14 protein-coding genes are annotated in these 17,178 nt (G+C 60.6%); 10 read left to right on the top strand and 4 right to left on the bottom strand.

Features of this window, described 5'->3' with window-relative positions:
- Positions 1 to 600 precede the first annotated feature (600 nt).
- On the bottom strand, positions 601 to 1,467 hold the full coding sequence (locus ACUN0E_RS41160; RefSeq protein ID WP_445570167.1) for an AraC family transcriptional regulator: 867 nt from the start codon (positions 1,465 to 1,467) through the stop codon (positions 601 to 603).
- Positions 1,468 to 1,719: 252 nt separating this feature from the next.
- Between ACUN0E_RS41160 and eat the strand changes: the two genes are divergently transcribed.
- From eat to eutC, 3 genes are read left to right on the top strand one after another with little or no spacing between them, the layout of a single operon-like run.
- A complete protein-coding gene (gene eat, locus ACUN0E_RS41155; protein ID WP_408215191.1) occupies positions 1,720 to 3,123 on the top strand; it encodes an ethanolamine permease in 1,404 nt (467 codons plus the stop codon).
- A 42-nt stretch (positions 3,124 to 3,165) separates the two neighbouring features.
- On the top strand, positions 3,166 to 4,560 hold the full coding sequence (locus ACUN0E_RS41150) for an ethanolamine ammonia-lyase subunit EutB (protein ID WP_408236997.1): 1,395 nt from the start codon (positions 3,166 to 3,168) through the stop codon (positions 4,558 to 4,560).
- Positions 4,557 to 5,342 (top strand): ethanolamine ammonia-lyase subunit EutC, encoded by a 786-nt coding sequence (gene eutC, locus ACUN0E_RS41145; protein WP_445570166.1) that lies wholly within the window; start codon positions 4,557 to 4,559, stop codon positions 5,340 to 5,342. Before ACUN0E_RS41150 ends, eutC begins: the two co-directional genes overlap by 4 nt.
- 190 nt (positions 5,343 to 5,532) lie before the next feature.
- Here eutC and ACUN0E_RS41140 read toward each other — a convergent pair whose 3' ends face one another.
- Both ACUN0E_RS41140 and adh read right to left on the bottom strand, forming a co-directional pair.
- Positions 5,533 to 5,928: a DUF779 domain-containing protein gene (locus tag ACUN0E_RS41140; RefSeq protein WP_408337303.1), complete on the bottom strand. Its 396-nt coding sequence runs from the start codon at positions 5,926 to 5,928 to the stop codon at positions 5,533 to 5,535.
- Positions 5,929 to 6,002: 74 nt separating this feature from the next.
- Complete coding sequence (adh, locus tag ACUN0E_RS41135; RefSeq protein WP_408337305.1) at positions 6,003 to 7,523, bottom strand: aldehyde dehydrogenase; 1,521 nt, start codon at positions 7,521 to 7,523, stop codon at positions 6,003 to 6,005.
- 326 nt (positions 7,524 to 7,849) lie between these two features.
- Between adh and ACUN0E_RS41130 the strand changes: the two genes are divergently transcribed.
- Entirely contained in the window at positions 7,850 to 8,893 is a 1,044-nt protein-coding gene (locus ACUN0E_RS41130; protein WP_408392742.1) for a helix-turn-helix domain-containing protein, read from the top strand.
- 83 nt (positions 8,894 to 8,976) lie between these two features.
- On the opposite strand, the gene ACUN0E_RS41125 is transcribed toward ACUN0E_RS41130, so the two are convergent.
- Complete coding sequence (locus tag ACUN0E_RS41125; RefSeq protein ID WP_445570165.1) at positions 8,977 to 11,436, bottom strand: heavy metal translocating P-type ATPase; 2,460 nt, start codon at positions 11,434 to 11,436, stop codon at positions 8,977 to 8,979.
- A gap of 80 nt (positions 11,437 to 11,516) precedes the next feature.
- On the opposite strand from ACUN0E_RS41125, the gene cadR reads away from it, so the two are divergent.
- The 6 genes from cadR to ACUN0E_RS41095 all read left to right on the top strand — a co-directional run bounded on the left by cadR (position 11,517) and on the right by ACUN0E_RS41095 (position 17,157).
- Positions 11,517 to 11,948, top strand: a complete 432-nt coding sequence (gene cadR / locus ACUN0E_RS41120) for a Cd(II)/Pb(II)-responsive transcriptional regulator (protein WP_408236979.1) — start codon at positions 11,517 to 11,519, stop codon at positions 11,946 to 11,948.
- 111 nt (positions 11,949 to 12,059) lie between these two features.
- Positions 12,060 to 12,260, top strand: coding sequence for a hypothetical protein (locus tag ACUN0E_RS41115; protein WP_408236977.1), 201 nt, complete (start codon positions 12,060 to 12,062; stop codon positions 12,258 to 12,260).
- 53 nt (positions 12,261 to 12,313) lie between these two features.
- Positions 12,314 to 13,717 carry an ATP-dependent RNA helicase DbpA gene (gene dbpA, locus ACUN0E_RS41110; protein ID WP_408236974.1) on the top strand — a complete coding sequence of 468 codons (1,404 nt, stop codon included), beginning with the start codon at positions 12,314 to 12,316 and terminating at the stop codon, positions 13,715 to 13,717.
- Between the two features lie 366 nt (positions 13,718 to 14,083).
- Complete coding sequence (locus ACUN0E_RS41105; RefSeq protein ID WP_445570164.1) at positions 14,084 to 15,238, top strand: pyridoxal phosphate-dependent aminotransferase; 1,155 nt, start codon at positions 14,084 to 14,086, stop codon at positions 15,236 to 15,238.
- A gap of 200 nt (positions 15,239 to 15,438) precedes the next feature.
- Positions 15,439 to 16,233 carry an ABC transporter substrate-binding protein gene (locus tag ACUN0E_RS41100; protein WP_445570163.1) on the top strand — a complete coding sequence of 265 codons (795 nt, stop codon included), beginning with the start codon at positions 15,439 to 15,441 and terminating at the stop codon, positions 16,231 to 16,233.
- A gap of 78 nt (positions 16,234 to 16,311) precedes the next feature.
- Positions 16,312 to 17,157 (top strand): AraC family transcriptional regulator, encoded by an 846-nt coding sequence (locus ACUN0E_RS41095; protein WP_445570162.1) that lies wholly within the window; start codon positions 16,312 to 16,314, stop codon positions 17,155 to 17,157.
- Positions 17,158 to 17,178 lie beyond the last annotated feature (21 nt).

The raw sequence follows: 17,178 nt of genomic DNA, 5'->3' as shown, positions 1-17,178 counted from the left end.
TGCCGCAGCTATTACGTGTCTTGCAGCGCGGCCCCAACCGCTTTTGCCTTACTCAACCCGATCCGTTCGAGAAATCAGTCGTTCGTGAGGAGCGCACTGTCTCAAGCGGCGAATAGCGCACTATTCTCCGCGTTTTCTGCGGCGGATGATTGGTGCCTGCAGGGGAGAATGAGTGGGATCAGCGTCGCACTCGGGGTGTCGAAAAAATCAGCGGCAGCCGGGCCGCAGCACGTCGTACGAACTCGCAGATTGAGCACTGGATAAGTCACGCCACTTATCCACAGCCCCCTCTGGACAACTTTTGTACAAGCCACCTGACACCTTGTGGGCGAAACTTTGATAAATCGGCGATCTCGCCAGGTCAGTCAAAAGTTGTCCCTGGCTCCTTGCCCCTGTTCGCCCGTGCTCCGCAGGGTTATCGATTCCGCAGTCCCTTGATCCGTAAACGAAGATTCAGGTTATCCACAACCAGGCGCGGTGCTTGTTAACTATTACTACGTATACATATACAAAGACTATAAAAACCAGAGAGGCATCCGGAAAGCCCGCTGCATAAACACGCACAAAGCAGGCAAAACAAACAGAACCAGGCCAAAGCCATCAAACCAACGGCAAACAAATCTCGGTCAACAGATCAGCAGGTGCAGTCTCCTTAGGGCTATTCAGATACTCCTCGAACACCGGCGCATCCGCAGCCTCGCGCCCTGACTGCACTAGCCACGTCCCATACAGCCATTCATAAGCCGCACGCATATCGCTATACGGCCCCTTGTGGCGCAACACCGCGTACTCACCGCCTTTCACGTGCGCCACCGAAACCGGCGGACTCACGGTCACCGAAGCCTGAACCGGATGCGGCAACAACACCCCTGCCTTCGACCTCAACTCATTCTCCTCCACGACACCCGGATCGTCGTAGTAAATCCCGATCATGCGCATCTGCCCCGCCAGCAGATTGTGTTTCGCCAACCAGCCGAACAACCCATCGAACGCCTTGCCGATCTGCATATACGGTCCCACGTGATCCACCGACAAAACATCCATCGGCTCCACGTGACGAATCACCACTTCACGCATCGTCATTTGATCGTCTCCAGAAAGCGCCGGACGAAACCGGCTATGTGTGCCTTGCTTGCGATACAGCGCCGGCGGAACGCCGAACGCCGCGCGAAAGGTGCGAGAGAAAGACTGCAAACTGCTGTAACCCGAGCGCACGGCAATCTCCGCGATCGGCGTCGAACCATTCGCCAGGTATCCCGCCGCGCGATGCAGCCTCAGGCGGCGTACGGTCGTCGCCACTGTCTCGCCATACATCGCCTGATAGATGCGATGCCAGTGATACGGCGACATGCAGGCAATTTCCGCTAAACGATCGATATTCAGCGGTTCGTCGAGATGATCGTAAATATGGTCCAGCACGCGGCCCAGCCGAATTTCGTAGCGCGCGCGGTTGTCTGCTGGGTTCATATTAAGTGGCTAACCAGGAGAAGCTTGCGTAAAAATGCGAACCAAAGTACCACGTCCCCATTTACCAAATCCTGCGAACTTCACACGCCGCACGCAAACGGAGTTAAGCGTCCACTGACACAATCGCGCTCGAACTTTGCCGAATTTCGATAACACCTCGAATAATGGCTCACTACCATCGGCTGAAGCCTGTCCGCTCATGCACCGCAAAACCTTGCGGCGTCGAGCAAGCGGCAACATCAGGAGCGTCCGATGAAATCAGAGTCCAAAAGTCAGCACGTCGGTAAGGTCACGCATCATGAGTTGAAGCAGACGCTCGGTACGTGGCAACTGTGGGGGATCGCGGTCGGTCTGGTCATCTCCGGTGAGTATTTCGGCTGGAGCTACGGCTGGGCGAGCGCCGGCACGCTTGGCTTTGTCATCACGGCGGTTTTTATTGCCGCGATGTACACCACCTTCATTTTTAGTTTCACCGAACTCACCACGTCGATTCCGCATGCCGGCGGCCCGTTCGCCTATGCGCGCCACGCTTTTGGCCCAACCGGCGGTTATCTGGCGGGCGCGGCGACGTTAGTCGAATTTGTCTTCGCACCGCCCGCGATTGCACTCGCGATCGGCGCGTATCTGCACGTGCAGTTTCCAGGTCTCGAACCCAAACACGCGGCGATGGGCGCGTATCTCGTCTTTATGGCGTTGAATATCGTCGGCGTGCAGATTGCCGCGGCCTTCGAGTTGTGCGTAACGCTGCTTGCGATCTTCGAATTGCTGGTGTTCATGGGCGTGGTGTCACCCGGTTTTCAGTGGTCGAACTTCACGAAAGGCGGCTGGTCCGGCGCGGACACCTTCAGCATGGGCTCGTTCCACGGCATGTTCGCGGCGATTCCTTTCGCCATCTGGTTTTTCCTTGCGATTGAAGGCGTGGCGATGGCCGCCGAAGAAGCCAAGAATCCGAAGCGTTCGATTCCGATTGCCTACATCACCGGTATTCTCACGCTGGTGGTGCTCGCCGTCGGCGTGATGGTGTTCGCAGGCGCCGCCGGCGACTGGACCAAATTGGCGAACATCAACGATCCGTTGCCGCAGGCCATGAAATTCATCGTCGGCGAGCATAGCGGCTGGATGCATATGCTGGTGTGGCTCGGCCTGTTCGGGCTCGTCGCGTCGTTTCACGGCATCATCCTCGGATACTCGCGTCAGATCTTCGCGCTGGCCCGCGCGGGTTATCTGCCGGAGTGGCTCTCCAAGGTGCATCCGCGCTTCAAAACACCGCATCGCGCGATCATCGCGGGTGGCGTGGTGGGCATCGCCGCGATCTATAGCGACGAGCTGATCCAGTTCGGCGGGCAGACGCTGACGGCGAACATCGTGACGATGTCCGTATTTGGCGCTATCGTGATGTATATCATCAGCATGTTGTCGCTGTTCAAACTGCGCCGCTCGGATCCGAACATGGAGCGCCCGTTCCGCGCACCGCTGTTTCCGTTCTTTCCGGCGTTCGCGCTGGTGGCTGCGGTGATTTGTCTGGCAACGATGGTCTACTTCAATTTTGTGGTGGCCGTCGTGTTCGCGATCTTTCTCGCGCTCGGCTACGTCTACTTCCTGTTGACGCGCCATCAACGCGAAGCAGCACCGGCAGACGCTTTGCTCGAAGAGTGACGGAACGAGCCGCTGCGCAAGCAGCGGCGATGGAGTCGTAAAATGAGCTACACCGAGACAATCGGCAGCCGCACGTATCGTTTCGCCGATCTGAAAACGTTAATGGCGAAAGCCAGCCCGCAGCGTTCGGGCGACCAGCTCGCGGGCGTCGCGGCGGCGAGCGAAGAGGAGCGCGTTGCGGCCAAGATGGCGCTCGCGCAGGTCCCTTTGCGCACGTTTCTCAACGAAGCTCTGATCCCGTACGAAACCGACGAGGTCACGCGCCTCGTGATCGACGATCATTCGCCGCAAGCGTTCGCCGAGATCTCGCATCTCACCGTCGGCGATTTTCGCAACTGGCTGCTGAGCAGCACGACCGATGCGGATGCGCTCACGCGTATTACCGCCGGGCTCACACCGGAGATGGTTGCTGCGGTCTCGAAGCTGATGCGCAATCAGGATCTGATCACGGCGGCGCGCAAACGTCCGGTGATCACGCGGTTTCGTAATACGGTCGGTTTGCCTGGCCGCATGTCGGTGCGTCTGCAACCGAATCATCCAACCGACGACGTCAAAGGTATCGCCGCGTCAATGCTCGACGGCCTGATGTACGGCTGCGGCGACGCGATGATCGGCATCAACCCCGCCAGCGACAATCTCGCCGCGATCACCAAGCTGTTGCTGATGATCGACGATTTCCGCCTGCGCTATCAGGTGCCGACACAATCGTGTGTGCTGACCCATGTCACGAATACGATTGCCGCCATCGAAAAAGGTGCGCCGGTCGACCTGGTGTTTCAGTCGATTGCAGGTACGGAGAAGGCGAACGCGGGTTTCGGTATTTCGCTCGCGCTGCTGCAGGAAGCGTATGAAGCGGGGCTGTCGCTGAAACGCGGCACCGTCGGCAATAACCTGATGTATTTCGAAACCGGGCAGGGCAGCGCGTTGTCGGCCGATGCGCATTTCGGCGTCGATCAACAGACATGCGAAGTGCGCGCCTATGCCGTCGCGCGTAAATTCAATCCGTTCCTGGTCAACACGGTGGTCGGTTTCATCGGCCCCGAGTATCTGTACGACGGCAAGCAGATCACCCGTGCGGGTCTCGAAGACCACTTCTGCGGCAAACTGCTCGGCGTGCCGATGGGCTGCGACATCTGCTACACGAATCACGCCGAAGCCGATCAGGACGACATGGACAACCTGCTTACGCTACTCGGTGTGGCAGGCATCAATTTCATCATGGGCATTCCGGGCGCGGACGACGTGATGCTCAACTATCAAAGTACCTCCTTCCATGACGCGCTTTACGTGCGCGACGTGCTCGGCCTGCGCCGTGCACCGGAATTCGAAGAGTGGCTGGAGTCGATGCAGATCACCGACGCGCGTGGCGCATTGCTGAGTGCGTCGACACAACAACCGCTGCTGGAAGGTGCGCGCGACTGGATGGGGATCGCATGAGCGACTTCCTCGAAAAGAATCCATGGAACGCGCTGCGACAGTTCACTAACGCGCGCATCGCGTTGGGCCGCGCAGGCAATAGTTTGCCGACGGCGCCGTTGCTGGCGTTCAACCTGTCGCATGCGCAGGCGCGCGACGCGGTGCATCATCCGCTCGATACGGAGGTGTTGCACGAACAGCTACGCGCGCAAAGTTTCAGCACACTGGATGTGCATAGTGCCGCGCCTGATCGCGAACATTATTTGCGGCGGCCTGATCTCGGCAGGCGCTTAAGCGATGAGAGCCGCGCTGCGCTTGGTCAACTCAAGAACGATTCGCCTGAAGTGGTTTTCGTCATCGCCGATGGTCTGTCTGCATTCGCTGCGTCGAAGCAATCGATCCCGCTGCTGCAAGCAGTCATTCCACGCCTGGCCGATTGGAAAATCGGCCCCGTGGTGGTTGCACGTCAGGCTCGTGTTGCGCTCGGTGACGAGATCGGCGAGTTGCTCAACGCCAAACTGGTGGTGATGCTGATCGGCGAGCGGCCAGGTTTGAGTTCGCCCGATAGTCTCGGTATCTACCTGACTTATGCGCCCAAAGTGGGCTGCAGCGATGCGCAACGTAACTGCATTTCCAACGTGCGTCCTGAAGGTCTTAACTACGAGTCAGCCGCGCACAAGTTGCACTATCTGCTGACGCATGCGAAGCGCTTGGGTCTCACCGGTGTCGGCCTGAAGGACGACAGTGACACGCTGCTGGTAAGTCCGCCGACACCACCCGCAGTCAATGACGATTCGAATTAGACGCGCGCCGCTGGTGAATGCGCCGGCAAAACTTGCCGTCGGCGGCGATTAGAATTAGACACGCACGGCTGACAAGAGAGCGCGCCGGGAACGCCAGCAGTCGGCCGCGATTCAAACTAGAGAAGTGATGCTAACGATCACGCTCGCAGTCAGCAACAATTCGACCTCACGCGCGACATAAAAACGCCACTTAAGCATCCGCCCGTTCCACCGGATGCGTTTCCAGCCACGCGTTTTCATCGTCCGCGAACAGTCGCGAGCGTGTGAGAAAACGCAAGCCGCTCGGCCGTTCCAAAGAAAACATCCCGCCATTGCCCGGTACCACGTCGATAATCAACTGCGTGTGCTGCCAGTATTCAAACTGCGATTCGCTCATGTAGAACGGCACGCCCGCAATCGTGCCGAGTTTCACGTCGGACGAGCCGACCATGAACTCACTCTGAGGAAACATCATCGGCGCGCTGCCGTCGCAGCATCCACCGGATTGGTGAAATAACACGGCCCCGTGCTCGGCGCATAGCTTATCGATCAAATCGACCGCAGCCGGCGTGGCAATCACACGGGCCACTTCCTTCTCATCAGCCATCACATGCCCTCGCTGAAAAAAGCGAGCCGCGCAAAGCGGCCCGCTCGAACAGAATCGCCAGCTCCTCGTTACGCTCAGAAGAAACCGAGCGGCTTATCGCTATAGCTGACGAGCAGGTTCTTGGTCTGCTGATAGTGATCGAGCATCATCTTGTGATTTTCGCGGCCGATGCCCGATTGCTTATAGCCACCGAACGCAGCGTGTGCCGGATACGCGTGATAGCAGTTGGTCCACACACGGCCCGCCTGGATTTGCCGGCCGAAGCGATAGGCGCGCGTACCGTCGCGTGTCCATACACCGGCGCCCAGACCGTAGAGCGTATCGTTGGCGATCTCGAGCGCTTCCTCTTCGTTCTTGAAGGTCGTTACGGAAACAACCGGTCCGAAGATTTCTTCCTGGAAAATGCGCATCTTGTTGTGGCCACGGAACACGGTCGGCTTCACATAGTAGCCCTTGCTCAGTTCGCCGCCGAGCGCATTGCGTTCACCGCCGATCAGACATTCGGCACCTTCCTGCTTGCCGAGGTCGACGTACGAGAGGATTTTTTCCAACTGTTCCTGCGAGGCTTGTGCGCCGATCATCGTCTTCGTATCGAGCGGGTGGCCTTGTGTGATAGCAGCCACACGCTTCAATGCGCGTTCCATGAAGCGGTCGTAAATTTTTTCGTCGATCAGCACACGCGACGGACACGTGCACACCTCGCCCTGATTCAGCGCGAACATCGTGAAGCCTTCGAGCGCCTTGTCGAAATAGCTGTCGTCCTCGTTCATCACGTCGGCAAAGAAAATGTTCGGGCTCTTGCCGCCGAGTTCGAGCGTCACGGGAATGATGTTCTGGCTCGCGTACTGCATGATCAGGCGGCCCGTCGTCGTCTCGCCGGTGAAAGCGATCTTCGCGATGCGCTTGCTCGATGCGAGCGGTTTGCCGGCTTCGAGGCCGAAACCGTTCACCACGTTCAGCACGCCCGGCGGCAGCAAATCGTGGATCAGTTCGAGCAGCACGAGAATCGAAGCGGGAGTTTGCTCGGCCGGCTTCAGCACGACGCAATTGCCGGCAGCCAATGCAGGTGCGAGCTTCCATACCGCCATCAGGATCGGGAAATTCCACGGAATGATCTGGCCGACCACGCCGAGCGGTTCGTGAAAGTGATACGCGACGGTGTCGTGGTCGATCTCGGAGATCCCACCTTCCTGCGCACGCACGGCACCGGCGAAATAACGGAAATGATCGATGGCTAGCGGGATATCGGCCGCCATCGTTTCACGCAGCGGTTTGCCGTTGTCGATCGTTTCAGCCACGGCGATGCGCTGCAGATTCGCTTCCATCCGGTCGGCGATACGGTTCAGGACGTTCGCGCGATCGGCGGCGGAGGTCTTGCCCCACGCTGCCTTCGCACGATGCGCGGCGTCGAGCGCGAGTTCGATATCGGCTTCGCGCGAACGCGGGATCGACGTGAACGCCTCACCGGTGATTGGCGACACGTTGTCGAAGTACTCGCCACCCACTGGTTTTACCCATTCGCCGCCGATGAAATTCGCATACTGCTTTTTGTACGGGAATTCGGTGGTCAGAAACTGCATCTCTGCGTGATTCATCTGTGTGCTCCTCACATGTTTGAATGGGCTATATTCGGCGCGATATTTCGCTTGGCCGCGAGAGGCTAGAGCCAGAACCGTGCCAATGCACCGCGCTGGTGAGCCGCGCACGCGCAGCGGGCACTTTGCGCGGCATGGCGCGTGGCACTGTTCACGTTGCCGGTGGATGAGCGTTTCGTTTCTGACCAGCGTGCGCAGCGCTGTTCAGGAATTGAACAGGGCGTGCGCACCTGCTGGTGAGATCAAAGCAAAGTAAGCGAAGAATCCGTTCGGCATGGGAATTGCCTTCCTTTCCCGCTTCGATATTCCGTTTTCGTAGATCCGGTATGACGATTGAATTCCAGAATCAGAGCCTGACAGCACCGACGCACGCGCAACAGCCGAACTTTTGCGTGCAGACCTGCGTCGCCTACGACGCGGACGAGCAGGCGCGCAACCTCCACGGCTGGCACCAGACCTACGACCAGCTGACCGCAGGCCGGTTTGTCGGCGGCTTGACGGAGTTGTGCCTCGATCACATGCAGGTGTTCGTCGAAACCACCAGCCACACGCTGCGGCAGACCTGCGAAGTGCAGAAGGATGCCTACTGGTTCGGCATTCCGATTTGCCGTGAAGGTTCGGGACGTATCGACGCGCAGGTGATCGCTGGGGATGCGCTCGCATTTCGTCCGGGCGGGATCGAATTCGAATTGCTGACCTCAGCGGGCTACGAGATTTTTGGCGTGGTGGTGAAGGGTGAAGTGCTGCGCCGTTACGCCGCTGAAGTGGAGCGCGTCGGTCTGGCCGATCATCTGCCGAACACGGAAGTCGTGTCGATCGGCACGGCGCGCAAAGATCGCTTGTGCGCATCGTTGCGGCAACTTCTCAACGACGGCGCTGCGAGCAGCACCCCGCTGTCCTCGTTCGCACGCAACAATTTGCAGGCGTCGGTGCTGGCTTCACTATTCGATGTGGGCGCGTTGCCTGCCGCGGAGCAGGTGGCGATGCCTGCGCGTGGGCGTCGTCAGTCGATCGTGTCGGAAGCGCGCGAGTATGTGCTGGCCAATCGCGACCGCGCGATCAACGTGCCGGAGTTGTGCGAGCGCCTGCATGTGAGCCGGCGCACGTTGCAATACTGCTTTCAGGACGTGCTCGGGATGGCGCCTGCCACGTATCTGCGCACGATTCGCCTGAATGGCGCGCGACGCGATCTGTGCAATGCGTCGCACGAAACACGCTCGGTGCAGGATGTTGCGGCGGCGTGGGGCTTCTGGCATTTGAGCCAGTTTGCGACCGATTACCGGAAGCTGTTCGGCATGCGGCCTTCCGATACGTTGAAGGCCGCGATCGGCGCTCATCAGGTGACGGGGAATCGTTCGTTCGCTCACTAGGATCGTGCGGCGCGTTGCGCATTGCTGGTACAAAGTACGCTGGCCGGCGGCCTGCTGTTTGCAGGCGGCGGCCCCGCACGCACTTATTTGCGCAACAGCCGCAAGCCATTTGCCACCACCAGCAGGCTCGCGCCCACGTCGGCGAACACGGCCATCCACATCGTGCCCAAGCCCATCATCGTCAGCACGAGGAAGACGCTCTTGATGCCCAGCGCCAGCGTGATGTTCTGTACCAGCACCGAATGCGTCGCCTTCGACAGACGGATGAACTGTGGAATCTTGCGCAGATCGTCATCCATCAACGCGACGTCGGCGGTTTCGATCGCGGTGTCGGTGCCCATCGCGCCCATCGCGAAGCCGATGTCGGCACGCGCCAGCGCGGGGGCGTCGTTGATGCCGTCGCCAACCATGCCCACCGTCGCACCTTCCTGCGACCACTGCGCCACCGCGTTCAGCTTGTCTTCGGGCAACTGATTGCCGCGTGCTTCGTCGATGCCGACCTGCTGCGCGATCGCAGCAGCCGTGTGCGGGTTGTCGCCGGTGAGCATGGCGGCACGCACGCCGAGGCGCTGTAAATCGGCGATGGCGGCGCGGCTCGTGTCCTTCACCGTATCGGCGACAGCGAACAGCGCGAGCACGCGTTCGGCATCCACCAGCATCACGACGGTTTTGCCTTGCCGCTCGAGCGCATCCAGTCGCGCCTCGAGCGACGTCGAGCAGCGGCCGAGTTCTTCGACCAGCCGATGATTGCCGAGCCAATACGGCGAGCCGTCGATTTCGCCGCGCACGCCGCGGCCCGCCAGTGCCTCGAACGCCTCGACCGTGGCACTCGCGACGCTTTCGTTTTTCGCCGCGGCCGCAATCGCCATCGACACGGGATGGTCCGAGCGACCCGCAAGGCCCGCCGCGAGTGTCCTGCAATGAACGACGTCGACCTCGGCCAGTATTTCGAACTCGGTTTGCACCGGCTTGCCGTGCGTGATCGTGCCGGTCTTGTCGAGCGCGAGCCAGCTTAGCTTGCGACCCTGCTCGAGGTAGGCGCCGCCTTTGATCAGGATGCCTTTGCGGGCGGCAGCGGCTAGGCCGCTGACAATCGTCACCGGCGTCGAGATCACCAGTGCGCAAGGACAGGCGATCACCAGCATCACGAGCGCCTTGTAGACCCATTCGTGCCACTGTCCGCCAAAGAGCAGCGGCGGCAACACCGCCACGGCGAGTGCGGCAGCGAACACGATCGGCGTATAGATGCGCGCGAACTGATCGACGAAACGCTGCGTCGGCGCTTTGGTGCCTTGTGCTTCTTCGACCGCGTGAATGATGCGCGCGAGCGTCGTATTGCTGGCCGCAGCGGTGACGCGATAGTCGAACGAGCCGGCCTGGTTGATCGTGCCGGCAAACACCGCGTCGCCCACGGCCTTGTCGACCGGCAGGCTTTCGCCAGTGATCGGCGCCTGGTCGACGCTCGAGCGGCCCGCGACGATTTCGCCGTCGAGCGCAATCCGTTCACCCGGCTTCACGCGTACTACCGCGCCGAGCGAGATTGCCTTGAGGTCCGTGGGCCGCCAGCTGCCGTCGGCTTGCTGCACGCAGGCCTGTTCGGGCGTGAGCTGCATCAGCCCCTGGATGGCATTGCGGGCGCGGTCGAGCGACTTCGCTTCGATCAGTTCAGCGATCGTGAAGAGCACCATCACCATCGCGGCTTCCGGCCACTGCTGCAGGATCAGCGCGCCGGTCACCGCAATGCTCATCAGGGCGTTGATGTTCAGATTGCCGTTCCGGATCGCAACCCAGCCCTTTCTGTACGTCGTGAGGCCGCAGGAGACGATCGCCAGGATCGCCAGACCCGCTGCCAGCCATACGGGGGCGCCAAGCCAGCCGGCGGCCTCTGAGCCCACCGCAGCAAGGCCGGCGAGCGCCAGCGGCCACCACGGCTTGGGCGGTGCATGGGGGACGGCGGCTGCGGTGTCCGGGTTCGCGTCTGCCAGTTCAGGCGTGAAGCCGAGCGAACGGATCGCGGCGAGGATCGAGTCGAGGGCGTCCGGCGTGTGGACGACGATCAGCACGCGCTGCATCAGGTTGAAGTCCATGCTGCGCACGCTGGGCATGCGGCTGAATTTCTTGCGGATCAGCGCTTCTTCGGTCGGACAGTCCATCTGCATGATGCGGATCGCGGTGCGCCGGTCGCTGCCGACAGCTTCGGATTGCGGGAGCTTGACCGGCGCGGCTGCCGCGTGCGCCGTTCCGCAGCAGCCTGCTTCGGCGTGACCGTGGGCGTGTTCACGGCGGTGGTCGCGCGCTTGATGCTCGTGACCGCAGCTTTCGCGGTGTGCTTGAGCGTGCGCTTTAGGGCCAGGGTTGCAGCTTTCAGCGTGCTCGTGGTCCGGGTCCTGACCGCGCGCTTCGTGGTCGTGACTGCAGGATTCGCTATGGCCATGACCATCGGCGTTTTCATCGGCACGCTCGTGGGCATGCCCTTCGTGCCCGTGGGCACACGCTTTGGCCCGTTCCGGACGGTCTGCTTCGGCTTGGTTCGCGTGAGGCATGGGTGGCTTCCTGGTTCGATTTGTGGTCTAGTAAACACCTTGAAGCCACTACAAGGTCAAGGCCGCAATCCGGAGGGTCCATGAAAATCGGCGAACTGGCGAAAATTGCCCATTGCACGACCGAAACCATCCGTTTCTACGAAAAAGAGGGCCTGTTGCCCGAAGCGGAGCGCACCGAGGCGAATTACCGCAGCTATTCGGTGAGGCACGTCGAGCGCCTGCGCTTCATCCGCAATTGCCGTGCGCTCGATATGACCCACGACGAAATCCGTGCGTTGCTGCGTCTGACGGACGCGCCGGCGGACGGCTGCGGCGGCATCAATGCCCTGATCGACGAGCACATTGCGCACGTCGATACGCGTATCGACGAATTGAAGCAGCTGAAAGTGCAACTCACCACGCTGCGCGAGCAATGCCACGGTGAACAGGCCGTTGAAGACTGCGGCATCGTCCAGGGCCTCACCGAAATGGACGTCGGCGCAGCGCGTGTGCGGCATACGCATCTGGGTTGAAGCGCTGCGCCCGTATTGGCGGCGGCGCTGACCACGGCAGTGACAGCATTCAAGGCTGGGCCATTTATCCAGCCCACTCAATAAACAATCGAATCCAGTTGGAGACTCAACGTGTTTACCTGTAGAAATCAGCCCTGCGGCGAGCAGTGGGAGATGTCGGACGTCGTCATCAAGAATGAAGGGCAGGGGCTTCTGTTCCGTTGCCCGATGTGCGGCGCGCGCAATTACGTCGAACGCTTCGACGCGGAAGATGGATCAGTGCTGTACGAGCAGATCGAAGGCCGTCCCGCAACCGGCCCCATGGCCGATTAGTTCCTGGTCTTCAGTCTCTTCAGCCCCTTCAGTCGATAGCGAGCCACCACTCTATGAACAGTCCCACACCAGCCGGCGCGCCGTTTAGCCAGCTACCGCTCCCCCCCGCGACGCTCGCCAATCTGACGCAGCTCGGCTATGTCGAGATGACGCCGATTCAGGCAGCGAGTTTGCCGATCGCGCTGGCCGGCAACGATCTGATCGCCCAGGCGAAAACCGGCAGCGGCAAGACTGCGGCGTTTTCGCTGGCGCTGCTCAACCGCCTCGACGTGCGCAACTTCGCCGTGCAGGCGATGGTGCTGTGCCCGACGCGCGAACTCGCCGACCAGGTCACGCAGGAAATCCGCCGTCTGGCGCGTGCCGAAGAAAACATCAAGGTGCTGACGTTGTGCGGCGGCACGCCGATGCGTCCGCAAACCGCCAGCCTCGAACACGGTGCGCACATCGTGGTCGGCACGCCGGGCCGGATCATGGATCACCTCGAGCGCGGCAGTCTGCCCTTGCAGGGGCTCAACACGCTGGTACTCGATGAAGCCGATCGCATGCTCGACATGGGTTTCTTCGACGATATCGCGACGGTCGTGAAGCAATGCCCGAAAGAGCGTCAAACGTTGCTGTTCTCGGCGACGTACCCTGAAGGCATCGTCAAACTCAGCCAGCAATTCCTGCGTAATCCGAAGGAAGTGAAGCTCGCCGAGCGGCACGACAACACCAAGATTCGTCAGCGCTTCTATGAAGTGACCGAAGACCAGCGTCTGCATGCCGTCGGTCTGTTGCTGAATCACTATCGTCCGGTGAGCACACTGGCGTTCTGCAATACCAAGCAGCAATGCCGCGATCTGCTCGACGTGCTGCGCGCGCAGGGTTTTCATGCGCTCGCGCTGCATGGCGAACTCGATCAGCGTGAACGCGATCAGGTGCTGATCCAGTTCGCGAACCGCAGTTGCTCGGTGCTGGTTGCCACCGATGTCGCCTCGCGCGGTCTGGACATCGCGGAGCTCGAAGCGGTGATCAACGTCGACGTGACGCCGGATCCGGAAGTGCACGTGCACCGCATTGGCCGCACGGGCCGCGCCGATCAGGAAGGCTGGGCGCTCAGTCTCGCCAGCATGAACGAGATGGGCCGCGTGGGCAGTCTCGAACAGGCGCAGAAGCGTGAAGTCGAGTGGCACAAGCTGGCCGATCTCAAGCCCGCGAGCAACGAGCGGCTGCTGCCGCCGATGGAAACGCTGCAGATTCTCGGTGGCCGCAAGGAAAAGATCCGTCCGGGCGATGTGCTCGGCGCGCTGACCGGCGAAGCAGGTTTCGCCGGTTCGCAGATCGGCAAGATCAACGTGACCGAAATGTCGACCTATGTGGCCGTGGAGCGCAGCGTCGCGCGCGACGCATTGCGCAAGCTCAGTGGCGGCAAGGTGAAGGGCAAGAAGGTCAAAGTCCGCATGATGGACGACGCGTGATCGCTGACTAGTTTGCTTTGACGGCTGCGACCGCCTGGTCGCAGCCGGGTTGGTCTGCATCACCGCTGAGTATCGTCGCAGCGAATCACAACTCCGCATCGCCGTCGCGCATCACATTACGTCATACCTCGGCTGTTTTCCGCGCTCACCGCTCGGCTGCCTTTCTCCCGCTAAACCCCCGATTTCATTGCCTTAGCCTGCTCCAGCACGGTATTGCGCGAGCCATGACGTAAACGCATGCCGCGCATGACAAAGTTTCGATTGTGACGGTTCTTTGGCTGATGCCTAATCATCGAACCGGATGGGACCGCCGCGCAGTGGGCAGTCCGCGAATCCGCTGCCGGATGGAGAAAGGGAGAAAGCCTTATGCAGAGCGCCATGCAAGCCCGCTCGAAACTGCCTGACGTAGGCACGACGATTTTTACCGTGATCGGTCAACTGGCCGCGCAACACGATGCGCTGAACCTGTCGCAAGGTGCGCCGAATTTCGCGCCGGACGCGAAACTGATCGACGGTGTCGCGCAAGCCATGCGCGCCGGTCATAACCAGTACGCGCCGATGGCCGGCATCGCCGCCCTGCGCGAAGCGCTCGCCGACAAGGTCGAGACGCTGTACGGCGTGCGCTACGACCCGTCGAGCGAAGTCACCGTGATCGCCAGCGCCAGCGAAGGCCTGTATTCGACGATCAGCGCCTTGGTACACCCGGGCGACGAAGTCATCTACTTCGAACCGTCATTCGACAGCTACGGCCCGATCGTTCGCCTGCAAGGCGCAACGCCGATCCCGATCAAACTTTCATTGAGCGATTTCCGCGTGGACTGGGACGAGGTCGCTGCCGCGATCACGCCGAAGACGCGCATGATCATCATCAACACACCGCACAACCCGACCGCGACGGTGTTCAGCGAGGCCGATATCGCGCGTCTGAAGGCCGTGACGCGAAACACCGACATCGTGGTTCTCGCCGACGAAGTCTACGAACACGTTGTGTTCGACGGCGCCAAACATCAGAGCATGGCGTGCGATTCCGAACTTGCGGAGCGCAGCGTGATCGTGTCGTCGTTTGGTAAGTCGTATCACGTAACCGGTTGGCGCATCGGCTATTGCCTCGCGCCCGCCGCGCTGATGGACGAGATTCGCAAAGTCCATCAGTTCATGGTGTTTTCCGCCGATACGCCGATGCAGTACGCGTTTGTCGATGCATTGGCCAATCGCGAGAGCTATCTCGGCCTGTCCGCGTTCTATCAGAAGAAGCGCGATCTGCTCGCGCATGCGCTGCGCGAGTCGCGCTTCGAGTTGTTGCCGAGCGAAGGCAGCTTCTTCATGCTTGCGCGTTTTCGCGGTTTCTCGGAGGAAAGCGATAGCGATTTCGTGCTGCGCCTGATTCGCGATGCGCGCGTCGCGACGATTCCGCTGTCGGCGTTCTATACCGACGGCACGGATTCCGGCTTGATCCGCCTGAGCTTTTCGAAGGACGACGCGACCTTGATCGAAGGTGCGCGGCGTTTGTGCGAAATCTGATTCGCCGGTTGTGCGAGTTTTTCCCGGCGAACGCATGAAGACCTGACCTGATCGCAGAGGGACGCGATCAGATCAACGGCGGCGTGAACCGGCAGCATTTTTGATCGCAGTATGATCGTCGCGTCGTTACGTCGTACGTCCTTATGCATCGGTGCGCTGCATGCTGCGTTACAACAATATCGAAGAAAAAGGGACCTGTTATGAAGTTGCTCAAGCCTCTATTGGCGCTGGCCTGCGCAGTCGCGTCGATTGCCGCATCGTCTGTCGCGATCGCTGCCGAACCCGCAACGCTGCGTTTTGGACTCGAGGCGCAGTATCCGCCGTTCGAATCGAAAGGGCCGAACGGTGAACTGCAGGGTCTCGACATCGACGTCGGCAATGCCGTCTGCGTTGCTGCGCATATGACGTGCAAATGGGTTGAAACCTCATTCGACGGCCTGATTCCGGCGCTACAGGGTCGCAAGTTCGACGCAATCAATTCGGCGATGAATGCCACCGAACAGCGCCGTCAGGCGATCGATTTCACGACCGTCGTGTATCGCGTGCCGACGCAGTTGATTGCGAAACGCGACAGCGGTTTGCTGCCCACGCCGGCTTCGTTGAAGGGCAAACGCGTCGGCGTGTTGCAGGCGTCGATTCAGGAAACCTTTGCAAAGGCGCATTGGGAACCGGCGGGCGTCACCGTCGTGCCATATCAGGACCAGAACCAGGTTTATACGGATCTGGTCGCAGGTCGACTCGACGCAACGCTCGTTCTGGCGCCGGCTGGACAGACGGGTTTTCTGTCGAAGCCTAGCGGCAAGGACTACGCGTTCGTCGGTCAGCCGGTGCGCGATGACAAGATCCTCGGCAGTGGCATTGCGTACGGGATTCGCAAGGGCGACACCGCACTGCGTGACCAGCTGAACGCGGCGATTGCGAAGGTTCAGGCCGACGGCACGGTGAAGACGCTGGCGACGAAGTATCTCGGCAATATCGATGTGACGGCGAAGTAACTTATTGATCGTGTTACGGGCTGTGTTCGGCGGGTCCAGCGTTGCGGTAGGATAAGGCGCATGACCGAGGAGCACACGATGAGCGGGACGAATGACTGCAGTGATTCAGCGGTGACCGCTGCAGCGCCGAAGTTCTGGCGCGATGAAGCGTTGCCGTTCATCGAGGCGCGTTCTATCCAAGACGGCCGCGAAGTCTGCTATGCCAAACACTCGCACGAGACGTTTTCGATCGGCGCCGTTACCGGCGGGCATAGCGTGTACGTGAATCGTCACGCGAGTGAATGGATCGGCGCCGGGGCAGTCGTGATGATGAATCCGGACGACGTGCACGCGTGTAACCCGGTCGCCGACGCGCGCTGGTCGTATCGGATGCTGCATGTGGAGGTTGATTGGCTCACGGGTCTGCAACACGACCTGGGTTTTAGCGACAACCACGCGTTTCGCGCTTTCTCGCAGACCATGACGGCGGACCCGGCGTTGTTCGACGGTTTGAACCGTCTTTACGCGGTCCTCGTCGACGACGACAGCGAGCTCATGCGCAAGGAAAGCGCCGCGCTAACTTTCTTCTCGGAAGTGCAACAGAAGCTGAATCCGGCGCCCTTGCCGGATGATGACGCAAGCGGCCAACTCGCGCGAGCCGCGGAATTCATCGCTGAAAACTGCACGCGTCCGCTGAAGCTGGAGGATGTCTGCGAGGCGGCTGGGCTTTCCGCCTCGCACCTGATCCGCGCGTTCAAGCAGCGTCATGGCATGACGCCGCACGCGTATCTGATCAACCGACGCATTCAGTACAGCCGCGCACAACTGCGGCGCGGCTACCCGATAGCAGACGTCGCGCTCGATGCGGGCTTTGCCGATCAGGCGCATTTGCAGCGGACCTTCAAGCGGCTGGTCGCGGCGACGCCGGGGCAGTATCGGAGTTGAGCCTGGCTCTGCCGACCAGGC

This window comes from Paraburkholderia sp. D1E (genome assembly GCF_052682275.1).
The sequence above is the reverse complement of the archived record's forward strand: the minus strand, read 5'-3'. Positions and strand labels throughout refer to the sequence as shown.